This window comes from Blastopirellula marina (assembly GCF_002967715.1).
GTDB classification, from domain to species: Bacteria; Planctomycetota; Planctomycetia; order Pirellulales; family Pirellulaceae; genus Bremerella; species Bremerella marina_B.
This window is the reverse complement of sequence record NZ_PUIA01000081.1, coordinates 169,670-183,162: the sequence shown is the minus strand read 5'-3', so window position 1 is coordinate 183,162 and position 13,493 is coordinate 169,670. Positions and strand designations below refer to the sequence as shown.

The 13,493-nt window shown below is 56.8% G+C and carries 12 protein-coding genes; 11 read left to right on the top strand and 1 reads right to left on the bottom strand.

All coding sequences use genetic code 11. The annotated features are described in order from the left end of the window. Positions 1-5: 5 nt before the first annotated feature. Positions 6-1,094 carry a tetratricopeptide repeat protein gene (locus C5Y96_RS24485; protein WP_105358944.1) on the bottom strand — a complete coding sequence of 363 codons (1,089 nt, stop codon included), beginning with the start codon at positions 1,092-1,094 and terminating at the stop codon, positions 6-8. A 298-nt stretch (positions 1,095-1,392) separates the two neighbouring features. On the opposite strand from C5Y96_RS24485, the gene mch reads away from it, so the two are divergent. The 11 genes from mch (at position 1,393) to C5Y96_RS24430 (ending at position 13,218) form a co-directional block, all read left to right on the top strand. After that, positions 1,393-2,340 carry a methenyltetrahydromethanopterin cyclohydrolase gene (gene mch, locus C5Y96_RS24480; RefSeq protein WP_158261410.1) on the top strand — a complete coding sequence of 316 codons (948 nt, stop codon included), beginning with the start codon at positions 1,393-1,395 and terminating at the stop codon, positions 2,338-2,340. A gap of 8 nt (positions 2,341-2,348) precedes the next feature. Continuing rightward, entirely contained in the window at positions 2,349-3,245 is an 897-nt protein-coding gene (locus tag C5Y96_RS24475; protein WP_105358940.1) for a RimK family alpha-L-glutamate ligase, read from the top strand. Positions 3,246-3,294: 49 nt separating this feature from the next. Then, entirely contained in the window at positions 3,295-4,956 is a 1,662-nt protein-coding gene (locus tag C5Y96_RS24470; protein WP_105358938.1) for a fatty acid CoA ligase family protein, read from the top strand. Positions 4,957-5,066: 110 nt separating this feature from the next. After that, positions 5,067-6,041 (top strand): hypothetical protein, encoded by a 975-nt coding sequence (locus tag C5Y96_RS24465; RefSeq protein ID WP_146115794.1) that lies wholly within the window; start codon positions 5,067-5,069, stop codon positions 6,039-6,041. 47 nt (positions 6,042-6,088) lie between these two features. Further along, positions 6,089-7,084 (top strand): NAD-dependent epimerase/dehydratase family protein, encoded by a 996-nt coding sequence (locus C5Y96_RS24460; RefSeq protein WP_233199116.1) that lies wholly within the window; start codon positions 6,089-6,091, stop codon positions 7,082-7,084. A 64-nt stretch (positions 7,085-7,148) separates the two neighbouring features. Further along, the gene (locus C5Y96_RS24455; protein ID WP_105358932.1) at positions 7,149-8,402 is read left to right on the top strand and encodes a beta-ketoacyl-[acyl-carrier-protein] synthase family protein; all 1,254 of its coding nucleotides are present in this window, start codon (positions 7,149-7,151) and stop codon (positions 8,400-8,402) included. Between the two features lie 28 nt (positions 8,403-8,430). Next, positions 8,431-8,682: an acyl carrier protein gene (locus tag C5Y96_RS24450; RefSeq protein ID WP_105358930.1), complete on the top strand. Its 252-nt coding sequence runs from the start codon at positions 8,431-8,433 to the stop codon at positions 8,680-8,682. 178 nt (positions 8,683-8,860) lie between these two features. Next, the gene (locus C5Y96_RS24445; protein WP_105358928.1) at positions 8,861-10,252 is read left to right on the top strand and encodes a phytoene desaturase family protein; all 1,392 of its coding nucleotides are present in this window, start codon (positions 8,861-8,863) and stop codon (positions 10,250-10,252) included. A 257-nt stretch (positions 10,253-10,509) separates the two neighbouring features. Beyond that, on the top strand, positions 10,510-11,961 hold the full coding sequence (locus C5Y96_RS24440; protein WP_105358926.1) for a phytoene desaturase family protein: 1,452 nt from the start codon (positions 10,510-10,512) through the stop codon (positions 11,959-11,961). 13 nt (positions 11,962-11,974) lie between these two features. Further along, on the top strand, positions 11,975-12,406 hold the full coding sequence (gene fabZ / locus C5Y96_RS24435) for a 3-hydroxyacyl-ACP dehydratase FabZ (protein WP_105358925.1): 432 nt from the start codon (positions 11,975-11,977) through the stop codon (positions 12,404-12,406). 2 nt (positions 12,407-12,408) lie between these two features. Beyond that, a complete protein-coding gene (locus tag C5Y96_RS24430; RefSeq protein ID WP_105358922.1) occupies positions 12,409-13,218 on the top strand; it encodes an enoyl-ACP reductase in 810 nt (269 codons plus the stop codon). Positions 13,219-13,493 lie beyond the last annotated feature (275 nt).

Sequence of the window (13,493 nt, the reverse complement as noted above, 5' to 3'; positions counted from 1 at the left end):
GACGCCTATTCGGCTTTTTCCTTGGCAGCTTCTTCCTTCGCCGGTTCTTCAGACGCTGGCTTTTCTTCAGCGGCCGGCTTCTCTTCGGAAGGAGCTTCTTCAGTCGACTCGGCCTTCGGCTTGTCGGTGCTTTCTGCGGCTGGATCGGCCTTGGCTTCTTCGCTCATGGGCTCAGCGGCCTTATCGGCAGCTTCCTTTTCAGCGGCTTCTTTTTCCTTCTCGGTGAACGAGGAAGGCTTCGGAGCGGCACCTTCGCCGTCAGCACCCTTGAGGTCCATGCTTGGCGTGAAGAGTGGGCTGTTGCCTGCACCTGGAGTGGCACCGGCACCAGGGGCATCGAACAGTCCGCCACCAGGAGCTTCCAGGTTCATGTCCATGCCAGGCACGGTTCCTTGAAGTGGTGCACGGTTTTCTTTCTCGACTTCCGCTGCTCGGGCAACGAAGTCTTGATCGCGGTACCAAGCGTAGAAACCGTCGACCCCTTGGTTGTCGAGACGCTTGATGCGTTCTTCGGCCAGCAGGGCAGTGTTGGTGTCTGGCCAGATGACCAGGATTTCTTCGTAGTTCGATTTGGCCTTGGCCAGCGATTCCTTGGTGGCCTGAAGTTCGTAGGCTTCGGCCATACCCCACAGGGCTTTCACCTTCAGAACCGGCATGTCCGCCGAGTCGTAAACCTTCTGGAAAGACTTCAAAGCTCGTTCGATATCGGCAGTGGCCGATTGAGGATCACTGAACGCGAGGTCGCTGGCTTGTGTCAGGTTCTGTTGACCATAGAAGTACTCGGCCCACAATGCAGGTCGGGTGGTGCCGAAGTCGGTCGAGAGCGTTGCGAACTCTTGGGCGACTTCCTGGCGTTTGACGTCGTCTTCGCCAACGCGGAATGACTGGTCGAGCGTCGAGTAAACGGCATTCCACTCTTCGTGTTTCACGATGCCGCTATCCGTATTGAGGATGGCGTAACCCACGAATCCCAACAGCAGCGCCAAAGCAACCCCGCCGATCATCGTCGCGTGAGGTTTGGCTTGCTCCAGAATGCCTTCGAGAAAGTGAGCCAGGGAATTCTCTTGGATTTCGTGCCGACGTTCCGACTTCATCGCTGATTTAACGCTTTAAGAGTGGGGCCTGCGGGAAACGTGATCGTAGCGGGATTGCTACTAAAGCGTTTCCTGTAAAATGCTTACAAACAAGCGACTGAGTATAGGAGAATGCGGCAAAAAGCGTCAATAGCACTGCCTTCATCCGGCAGGAGACGTCATTGCAGCATTTGGGAAAGACAGGGATGATGGGGGGAGCTTTGCTGGTGTGAACTTTTCGGCACCGTCGAAAACCCCTCACCCTATCCCTCGCCCCTCAGGGGCGAGGGGATCAGAATACAACGCTGAGGAGAAAATCTTGGAATTAAACCAGCGGGCACATGCCCTGGTACAGCCGATTATTGAAACCCCACGCGAGATCGGAGCCGAGTTGGTGCAGCTCGAATGTGGTGCCAAAGTGCTTGATTTGGGGGTTGCCACGGGGCGAGGGGGGCTGGAGGCAGGTCGTCAGATGGCCGAGATTTGCCTGGCTGGACTGGGGGAAGTGTCGTTCTCGCTGGGGGACGCTCCCGGTACGCGGACCTTCGTGAACGTTTGCACCGATCGCCCGGAACTGGCGTGCATCGCTTCGCAGTACGCCGGCTGGCAGATCAAGACCGAGAATTTCTTCGGGATGGGCTCGGGGCCGATGCGGGTGAAAGCAGCCAAAGAGCCTGTTATTCGCGAACTGAATCTCACCGACGACTACCCTGTGGCCGTGGGCGTTTTGGAAACGTCGCGGCTGCCGGGAGATGAAGTTTGTCAGAAAATCGCGGCTGACTGCCATGTCGACCCGAAAAACCTGGTCCTGTTGGCCGCGCGGACGGCCAGTATCGCCGGGCATGTGCAGGTTGTCGCTCGTAGCGTCGAGACGTCACTTCACAAGCTGCATGAGCTGGAGTTCGATCTTTCGAAGATTGCCAGCGGGTTCGGGGCCGCTCCGCTTCCGCCGATCGCCGCCGATGATGTCGCGGGGATTGGCCGCACGAACGATGCCATCCTTTACGGCGGCACCGTTACGTTATGGGTCAATGAAACGTCCGAGCGGCTGAAGGAATTCGGCGAGAAGCTTCCCAGCAGTACGTCTACGATGTACGGACAGCCGTTTGAAAAGATTCTGCGTGATGCGAAGTTCGACTTTTATCAGATCGATCCGCTGCTATTCAGCCCGGCGGAAGTGTGCCTGGTGAGCTTGCAGGATGGTAAATCGACCATCTTCGGCCAGCGCAACCTGGAAGTGCTGGCTCAATCGTTCGGGCAGGGTTAACCGCCGCGATGGATCCACGCACTCAACTGCCCCGCATTGGCATCCTGGCCAACGAAGACAGCTGGTATTTCCAGGATCTGCAGTGTGCGGCCAGTGGTAAAGCCCATGTCGAGCGTCTGGAGTTCTCGGCACTTCAGTCGCGTATCGGCGTTGTCGAGTCAATCTCGACCGATGCATTGCTTTCAGAAAACTTCGACGCCGTGATCGTCCGCACGATGCCCCCAGGCTCGCTCGAGCAGGTTGTGTTCCGCATGGACGCGCTGGCAGGGCTCGAGCGGCAAGGCGTGCTGGTGATCAATCCGCCTAAGTCGATGGAGCTGGCGATCGACAAGTATCTTTCCCTTTCCAAACTATCGTCCGCCGGTTTTCGTGTGCCGCAAACACACGTCTGTCAGACCTGGCAGGACGCGATGGTCGCCTTTGAAGAGATGGGACCGTCGGTGGTTGTGAAACCGATCTTCGGCGGAGAAGGGCGGGGGATCATGCGGGTTGAAGATGCCGATCTCGCGCATCGTGTCTTCAAGACCTTGCAGCAGATGGGGCAGATCATTTACCTGCAGAAGTTTGTGCCGCATCCTGGCTATGACCTGCGGGTGATGGTGCTAGGCGATACGATGTGGGGCATGCGGCGGACGTCCGCTGATAGTTGGCGAACGAACCTCAGCCGAGGTGCCCATGCCACGCCAGAAACAGTCCCCGCGGAAGTCGCGGAGGTTGCCTTGGCAGCGGTGAAAACTCTCGACCTGGCGATCGCAGGGCTCGACTTTTTGCCTGACGGCGAAGGGGGCTGGTATTTACTGGAAGCCAATGCTGTCCCAGGATGGAAAGGGCTTTCGGCGGCCTGTGATGTCGATATCGCCTCGAAGTTGATGGATTACGTCGTAGCGAAAATTGCCGAACGTTGATTAACCCCTCACCCTAACCCTCTTCCCTCAGGGGAGAGGGAACTTAAGAATGAAAACATCGACCGTCTACAATGTGGGCCTGCTTCTGGATGAAGTGGCGCTTGCCCGCGCGGATGCGACCGCCATTGCCGTGGCAGGCCGACGCGATGCCCTGGGAAAACGGCAATACGATACGATTACATTCGCCAAATTGGCCGAAGACAGCACGGTCATTGCCGCAGGTCTCTCACAGATGGGAGTCGTCCCAGGCACGCGACTGGCGCTGATGGTTCGGCCGGGGATCGACTTTGTTTCGCTTGTGTTCGCTCTGTTCAAGGTCGGGGCGGTCAGCATCTTGATCGACCCCGGCATGGGCAAGAAGAATGTCCTGTCTTGTCTCGACCAGGTCAAGCCGGAAGGGTTCGTCGGAATCCCAATCGTGCATGCCGTGCGAAAGCTTTGCGGTCGACGCTACCGCGATGCCAGGCTGAACGTGACGGTGGGTCGCAAGTGGTTCTGGGGTGGAGCGACTCTCGAAGAGCTACGCAAAACGGAGGTCGGCGACTTCCAGTCGTTTGCGGCCACGGCCAACGACAAAGCGGCGATTATCTTCACCTCTGGCAGCACGGGGCCGCCGAAGGGAGTCGAGTTCCGGCACGAAGGATTCCGCCGCCAGGTGCAGTTCATTCAAGAGCGATACGCGATCGAGCCAGGCGAAATCGATGTGCCTGGGTTTCCTCTGTTCGGGCTGTTCAATAGCGCGATGGGGGTGACCTCGGTTATTCCTGATATGGATTTCAGCCGGCCTGCGACGGTCGACCCGCGGAACATTCTGGAAGCGGTCGGCGACTGGGAGGCGACCCAGTCATTCGCTTCACCAGCGGTATGGAACGCCGTGGGACAGTTCTGTGAACGTGAGAACCTGTGGATGCCGTCGCTGAAGCGAGTTCTGTCGGCAGGGGCTCCTGTCCCTCCGCATGTGCTGAAGCGTATGAAGAAGGCCGCACCCAATGCCGAGATGTACACGCCTTACGGCGCGACCGAGGCCCTGCCAGTCGCTTCGATCTCGGCCAGTGAGGTGTTGGGAGAAACAATCGAACGCTCCAGCGTGGGCGGTGGTACGTGCGTCGGCTCGCGCTTCGCGGGTATCGACTGGCAGGTGATTGCGATCTCGGACGAAGCCATTGAGAACATCGACCAGATCGAGCCGCTGCCGCGCGGTGAAATTGGGGAACTGATCGTTCGAGGTCCGGTGATCACGCGGCGTTATGCGACCAGTGACGAGGCCACGCGACTCTCTAAGATTTATGATGGGGATGCCGTGTGGCATCGGATGGGAGATGTGGGCTATCTCGACACGCTGGACCGTTTCTGGTTTTGTGGGCGAAAGTCGCATCGCCTGGAAACTGCCGAGGGGCCGATGTTCACGATCCCGGTCGAATCGATCTTCAATACGCACGAGAAGATCTTTCGTAGCGCACTAGTAGGGCTCGGGGAACCAGGCGAGCAGATCCCTGTGGTGATCGTTCAGCCGTGGCCAGGAATGTACCCCGATACGCCGCAAGAGATCGACCAACTGATAGACCAGCTGCGGGAAATCGGCAATAAAAACGTACTGACCGAGCGAATAGAACATTTCCTGCTGCACCCGAATTTTCCTGTGGATGTGCGGCATAACTCGAAGATTTTCCGCGAAAAACTGAAGGTTTGGGCCGAGGATCGGCTCTCGTGATCGTGCCCGCTCGCCCCCGTCTGCGGGGGAGGAGGGACCAATGACGCTATACTGAGACAACGAACGCTCCACGCGACAACTAATCAGTCGATTCAAGGCTTTTCTAACCTATGCATCTCAAGTGCCCTCACTGTTCGACCGTTCTTAATGTGACCAGTCCCGGCGGGACCCAGGTCCAATGTCCGACTTGCCAGGGCCTGTTTGTCGTTCCGCAGGCAACACCGCAGGCACCTCAGATGAGTGCACCGCAAATCAGTGCACCGGTCATTACGCCAAGGGAGCCTGGGAGCAAGCCACTGCGAAAAAAGGCCCAGCCGAAGACCGAGCAGGCCGAAGGAGCCGAGGGTACCGAAGGGGAAGAAGAATTCGAATCGGGCGGAATCCCGATCGATCTGATTCTGAAGATCACCAAGTTGGTCGTGCTGCCGATCTTCCTGGCCGTCGTGCTGTTCTTCGGCCTGGTGGCGATGGGCATCCTGGAAATCGGCTCAGGCGATGATGTCGTCAACGAAACCCCGTACAACAACGACGGGGTCGCTAATAGCGGTAACCAGATTCAAGACGTGATGGAAGCCGCCGAAAAGGGCGATATCTACATCAACTGGGTGCCGGCGAAGAATTCGGCCACCATGGAAGGCTTCAAGGTAAAGATCAATCACGTCGACTGGGGCGAAGTTCGCGGCCGCGACGAAGCAGGCGAACTGGTCACCTCGAACGGCCGCCCATACATGAACGTCTATCTCGAACTGGCCAATCGCTCGGGCAAGACGTTTGACTTTAAAAGCTGGTACGGCAACCAATTTACCACACAAAATGGTGCAATTCGTACGGCCCAGCTTTCCGACGACGACAAGAACCTGTACTATCCCCTCAAGTTTGATGATCTTGCCGACCTGAAATGGTGGACCCCCAGCAAAACGTTTCAGCCTTTGGACGAAGGTACCGATGCGATCGTCTTTGACGTGCCAGAGGATTTCGATCCCAACAAAGTCGAGTATCTGTATCTTGACTTGCCAGGCGAAGCGATTGGCAAAAGTGGTTCGTACCGGTTCAAGATTCCCAAGTCCATGATTCAGGGTCTGTAACCGGGCCCTGACCACGACAAGATAGGCATCCGGAGCAACCCTTGAGCGTGCTGGTCACCGGCGGAGGTGGATTCCTCGGCCGATATATCGTCGAGCAGCTTCTCATGCACGGAGAACACGTGCGGGTGCTCTCGCGGCAGAAATACCCCCAGCTCGAAGCACTCCGCGTCGAGTGCATCCAGGGGGATCTCCGCGACAAGGCTGCCGTCGAAGGGGCTGTCCGCGGCTGCGACGTTGTCTACCATGTCGCAGCGCTGGCCGGTATCTGGGGCCGATGGGAAAACTACTACGGCATCAATGTTCAAGGAACACAGAACATTATCGATGCGTGTCTGGCTTGGAATGTCGAGCGACTGGTCTACAGCAGCAGCCCCAGCGTGACCTTCAACGGAACGGATCAAAAGGGAGTCGATGAATCGGCCCCTTATCCGGAAAAATGGCTGGCCCACTATCCCCATTCCAAAGCAATCGCCGAACAAGCCGTCCTGTCGGCCAACCGGCCAGGGGCCCTGGTCACGTGTGCCATCCGTCCGCATCTGATCTGGGGGCCGCGCGATGGGCACTTGATTCCGCGGCTCATTGAGCGAGCGAAATCAGGTAAGTTGCGTATTGTGGGAGATGGCAAAAACCTGGTCGACATGGTTTATGTCGAGAACGCCGCCTCGGCCCATATTCAAGCGGCTGGGGCCTTGGCCAACACGCCAGAGAAGGTCGGCGGCAAGGCTTATTTCGTCACGCAGGGGGCTCCTGTTCGGCTGTGGGATTGGATTAACGAGATCCTCGCCATGGAAGGGATTCCCCCGATTCGGAAACGTGTTTCGGCAAACGTTGCCTATTATGCCGGTGCCGCACTGGAAACGACCTATAAAATGATCGGTCGGATGCAGGAAGAACCACGCATGACTCGCTTCCTCGCGCGGCAACTTGCGACCCATCATTATTTCGATATCTCCGCTGCTCGCCACGACTTGGGCTACTTGCCGAAGGTCTCTACCGAAGAGGGGATGCAGCGCCTGTGCGACGATTTGGCTTGCCGCAGGTGACTTGTCAAGGTTCATGGGAATCGGTAGCTTGAACGGTTTCCGTTAAATTGCCGAGGATGGGCAAATGATTGCCACCGCCGAACAACTTCCCGATTCGCAGCGCATTGTCATCACGGGCATCGGTCTGACCGCGCCCAATGGCAATTCGTATGTCGATTACCGAGCTGCGCTGCTCGAGGGGAAGAGCGGCGTGCAGAATTACGAGATTCGCTACGTCGGCGAGACCCTGGCCGGTATCTGCGACTACGAAGCGACCCGTTATCAAAAGAAGCGGGACATCCGCCGCGGTACGCGTGCCGGCAGCATCGGCATCTACTGCGCCGGCGATGCGATCGCCGATAGCGGCATTGACTGGGAAAACACCGACAAAAGCATGGTCGGCGTCTACATCGGCGTGACCGAGCACGGCAACGTCGAGACGGAAAACGAAGTCTATAACATCAAAGGCTACGACTACGACACCTCGTTCTGGTCGCACCACCACAACCCCCGCACGGTGGCCAATAATCCCGCCGGCGAAATCTGCCTGACGCTGGGTATCGTGGGCCCGCACTACACCATTGGTGCTGCTTGTGCCGCCGGCAATGCGGGGCTGATTCAGGGTGCACAGATGCTTCGTCTGGGCGAATGCGATCTGGCTTTGGCGGGCGGCGTGTCGGAAAGTATTCAAACATTCGGGATCTTCGCCGGTTTCAAGAGCCAAGGAGCCTTGGCCCATCACGAAGACCCAACCAAGGCCTCGCGCCCTTTTGACACCCAGCGAAACGGGATTGTCGTTTCCGAAGGTGGCTGCATTTATACGCTTGAGCGGTTATCGGATGCGAAAAAACGCGGTGCGAAGATCTACGGCGAACTGGTCGGCTACGCGATGAACACCGACGCGACTGACTTCGTGCTGCCCAACCCCGAACGACAAGTGCAGTGCATCAACCTGGCCTTGAAGCGAGCTGGGATGAATGCAACCGATGTCGATATCGTCAGCACGCACGCCACCGGCACGACGCTGGGCGATCAGCAGGAATGCACTGCAATACGCGAAGTCTTCGGAAAAAGCGAAACGACTTTCGTCAACAACACAAAAAGTTTCATCGGTCACGCGATGGGAGCGGCTGGAGCATTGGAACTAGCCGGCAACTTGCCTGCGTTTGAAGATGGCGTTTGTCACGCTACGATCAACGTCGACGAGTTGGACCCAGAATGTGCCATCGACGGTTTGGTTTTAAATCAGCCGCGAGAACTCGGAAAGGCTCAGGTCATTCTGAACAATTCGTTCGGAATGCTGGGCATTAACTCAGTAGTAATCATCAAGAAGCTGTAAAGCAAACGGTTGAAGGAGCCAGATCGGGATGACGCCAGCGGAAATCCGTGAAGAAATATTGGACATTTTGCGGGACATCGCTCCGGATGACGACATCACGGATATCGACGACGATAAGCCCTTTCGTGATCAGCTGGAACTCGACAGCATGGACTTCCTGGACATCGTCATGGAACTCCGCAAGCGTCACCGAGTCCAGATTCCGGAAGAAGAATACCCGGAACTCGGCTCGATGAGCAGCACGGTTGCTTACCTCGAACCGAAGATGAAAGATCTGTAATTTTCTCAATCGTCCCTTCTCCCCTATAGGGGAGAAGGTGCCCGAAGGGCGGATGAGGGGCGGACCCGATACACGGTCGATTGATCTCGTCACGCACAATTTAAACCCCTCACCCTAACCCTCTCCCCTCAGGGGCGAGGGGACTCGACTGGGACGCCACAAGGACTTTCTCGTCACGATGTACGACACGATCATTATCGGCGCAGGCATGTCCGGGCTGGCGGCCGGGATTCGCTTGGCCTACTTCGGTCAGAATGTCTGCATTCTCGAGCGTCACAATACGATTGGCGGGCTGAACTCCTTCTATCGTATGGCCGGCCGCGACTTCGATGTCGGCCTGCATGCGGTCACTAACTTCACTAAAAAGGGTGAGAAGAAGGGGCCACTCGGACGGCTGCTGCGTCAGCTGCGATTCAAATGGGACGAGTTCGCGCTGTGCCCCCAGTTGGGCTCGAAGGTGATGTTTCCCGGTGTCGAGCTGAAGTTCGATAACGATATCGAACTGCTGCGAAGCGAAATCGCTCAGCGTTTTCCCAAGCAGGCCGACAACTTCGATCGCCTACGCGGGCAGATCATGGACTACGACGACATCACGCCGGACAACTATGCCGGCTCTGCCCGTACGCGTCTGGCCGAGATCATCACCGATCCACTGCTGGTCGAAATGCTGCTGTGTCCGCTGATGTGGTACGGCAATGCCCGCGAGCAGGACATGGACTGGGGGCAGTTCTGCATCATGTTCCGCAGTATCTACATGGAAGGCTTCGCGCGTCCGCTTAAAGGTGTGCGTCTGCTGCTGAAGAACCTGGTCAAAAAGTTCCGCGAACTAGGCGGCGAACTCAAGCTCCGCACCGGAGTTTCCTCGCTGAAGATCGAAGAAGGTCAGTGCGTCGGAGTGAAGCTCGACGACGGGACCGAACTGATGGGGCGTAAGGTCGTTTCGTCCGCCGGTTGGTGGGAAACGATGCGGATGTGCGAAGAAGGCATCAAGCCGCCTGTCAGCGAGCCAGGCCGCTTGAGTTTTGTCGAAACAATCTCCGTCATCAAGAAGCAACCGGTCGAGGTTGGTTACGATTCGACGATCGTCTTCTTTAACGACACGAACAAGTTCCATTGGGTTAAACCGGAAGACCAATTGTGCGATGTCCGCACTGGTGTGATTTGCTCGCCGAACAACTTCGATTACGAGGATGGAGCGAACCTCGATGAAGGTTACCTGCGCGTCACGGCCTTGGCCAACTACGACCGCTGGGTGAACCTTTCCGAGCAGCAGTACCGCTACGAGAAGAACCGCTGGTACGACCTGATCAGCGATAGTGTCGTGCGGTTCATTCCCGAGTTCCGCCGACACGTGGTGGCGGTCGATATGTTCACGCCGAAGACCATCCATCGATACACGTGGCACAAGAACGGTGCCGTTTACGGAGCCCCCGAGAAGCACCTCGACGGCACCACGCACCTCGATAACCTGTACATTTGCGGAACCGATCAAGGCTACGTCGGCATCATCGGTTCCATCATGAGTGGCGTATCGGTTGCCAACCGATATTGCCTGCAAGATGCCGGCTAAAGCGGCAATACGTGAGGTAATCCTTCGCACCCAGTCCACTGCCTGCCTGGGGCTTCAGCCCCAGCTTTTAAGTCCCCTCTCCCCTGAGGGGAGAGGGGAAGGGTAAGGGGCTACATCCACAAGAGACAACACAACGAGCAACGAAGGTGTCGGACACCTTCATAATTCAATCACTGAAGAATCAGCGAAGCCAATATCGTTTCGCCCCCTCACCCTAATCCTCTCCCCGGAGGGGCGAGGGGACAGGAAATAGAATCATGCCGAAAGACTTTCTGAAAGACACCAAGGACGAATACGACGTTGTCGTGATTGGCAGCGGTTTGGCTGGGCTGACGGCCGCCAATACTTTGGCACGTCAGGGACGCAGCGTGTTGCTGTGCGAACAGCACTACAAGCTGGGCGGCATGGCCACTTGGTTCAAGCGTCCTGGTGGTCACATCTTCGACATCTCGCTGCACGGCTTCCCGATCGGGATGATCAAAAGCTGCAAGCGTTATTGGACCCGCGAGATCGCCGATTCGATCGTCCAGTTGAAGAACATCCGCTTCGATAACCCGATGTTCTCGCTGTCGACGACGTTCAATCGTGAAGACTTCACGCAGTTGCTGATCAAAGACTTCAACGTGCCGGAAGCGACCGTGAAGGAATTCTTCGACACTGCGCGTGGGATGAATTTCTACGACGACCAGGGCATGACAACCAAGCAGTTGTTCGACAAGTTCTTCCCCGGCCGGGAGGATGTCGTGCGACTGCTGATGGAACCGATCACCTACGCCAACGGTTCGACCCTCGAAGATCCGGCGATCAGCTACGGTATCGTCTTCTCGAACTTCATGAGCAAAGGGGTGTTCACCTTCCAAGGAGGCACCGACCGGCTCATCCAGTTGATGCACGAAGATCTGAAGAAGTCAGGCGTCGACGTACGCATCAACGTCGATGTCGAGAAGATCAACCTCGAAAACGGTCGCGTGAGCAGCATCGTTGCCAACGGCAAGACGATCAAGTGCAAGTCGATCGTCTCGAACTCGAACCTGAAGTTGACTATCTTCGACCTCGTCGGCGAGCAGTACTTCGACAAGAAGTTCATTGAAGATGCCAAAGAGGTGCGGCTGAACAATTCCAGCACGCAGGTTTACATCGCCATGAAGCCGGATGAGCAGATTCCGGAAGAAACGGGCGACCTTCTTTTCAGCAGCACGGCTCCGGCATTCCGTACCGATCTTTTGCTGAGTCGCGACATCACCAGCCGAACTTACTCGTTCTATTACCCGCACACGCGGCCGGAAGGGCGTCCGCGATCGCTGGTTGTTTCTAGCACGAATGCTCGGTTCGAAGACTGGGCGAATCTGTCGGAAGACGAGTATAAAGCCAGCAAGGACGACCTGGCCGAGACCACGCTCGACGCGCTCGAGAAGTACGTTCCCAACGTTCGCGAGCGAATCGACCACGTTGAAGTTTCCACGCCAAAGACGTTCCAGCGGTACACCAAGCATGCGTTTGGTTCCAGCTTCGGCACCAAGTTCGAAGGGTTGGCCGTCAGTCGCGCGATCCCCGAGCAGATCCCCGGTTTGTATCACGCCGGCAGCGTGGGCATCATCATGTCTGGCTGGCTGGGCGCGATCAACTACGGCGTGATTGTCTCGAACGACGTCGACTCGTACATCATGAAGACTTCCGCCGGATCGCAGTTGGCCGATAGCACCAAGTAACGTAGGAATCACCATGACGAAATCCGCCATCGAAGCGGCCATTCCCCATCGCGCCCCGATGTTGCTGGTTGACGAAGTTGTCGAGCAGTCGGACGAGCACATCATCTGCCGTAAGACGTTCACGCCTGACGAATACTTCTTCCAAGGGCACTACCCCAATTACCCGCTGGTGCCAGGCGTGATCCTGTGCGAGGCCACCATGCAGGCTGGGGCGATCTTGCTCTCGAAGTTCGTCCAAGACGGCGAAGGCGTGCCGGTTGCCACGCGGCTGAATGACGTGAAGTTCAAGAAAATGGTCCGCCCTGGCGACACAATCGAAATGAACGTGAAGCTGAACGAACGCATGGCGGATGCGTTCTTCATGACCGGCAAAGTAACCGTCGACGGCAAACTGTCGATGCGGTTCGACTTTGCCTGCACCGTAGCGAAGATGGAAGACGCGTAACCGTGACCGACTTTCTTAAACTCACCGGCAAGAATATTGTTGTCACTGGGGTCGCCAACCGCAAAAGCGTGGCCTGGCATATCGCCAAGACCCTGGAAGAAGCTGGAGCGACGGTGATCTACGTCGTCCGCAGCGAGGCCCGCAAAGAGTCGACGGGCAAGCTGTTGGCTGATCGCCAGGTGCTCGTTTGCGATGTCGAATACCAAGAGCAAATCGACAAACTCCGCGACGATCTCACCGCCCAAGGCATCGCCATCCATGGACTGGTCCACTCGATGGCCTTTGCCGACTACTCCGAGGGGATGAAGCCGTTTCACGAAACGACCAAGGCTCAGTTCTTGCAAGCGGTTGACATATCGTGCTTCTCGCTGGTGAAGTTGGCCAACGCTCTGAAAGACATCTTCGACCCAGACGCATCGGTCGTCACCATTTCGATCTCTACAACCACGATGGCCAGCGAAAACTACGGCTTCATGGCCCCGATCAAAGCGGCTCTCGATTCGTCGCTGGCGTTCCTCACAAAAAGCTTCAGCAGTTTCTCTCGCGTGCGATTCAACGCCGTGGGGCCAAGCCTGCTTAAGACATCCGCATCCGCGGGCATCCCTGGCTATGTTGATGCGTACCTGTTCGCCGAGCAGGTCATTCCTCGCAAGAGTGCCGTCACCACCCAGGAAGCGGCCGACGTGGCAGTCTTCCTGCTAAGCCCTCGCTCGAGTGGCATCCAGGCCCAGAACATCGCTGTCGATGCCGGCATGAGCATCAACTACTTTGACAAAGACATCATCGCTGGCGTTCTGAAACACGATTCTTAACACGCCGTCTGCCGGCATAACGCTGCGAGCCTACATTTCCTGGTGAAAACCGAACGCTGAGAACTTCCAAGTCCCTCCCGGACTTCCCAGCTTAAAGCCATTTTCAACCTCTCAGCATCTTCTGTTGCACAATCGGCGGTCCTGCTATCACTAGACAGTTGGAACCGAGAAATAAAACTTGAGCCGAAATGCCAAGATTTTCTTCATGCTACCTGCATGCATCGACGCGTGCCGTCTTGTTGATAACCAATAGATATCAACATGTTGATAAACCA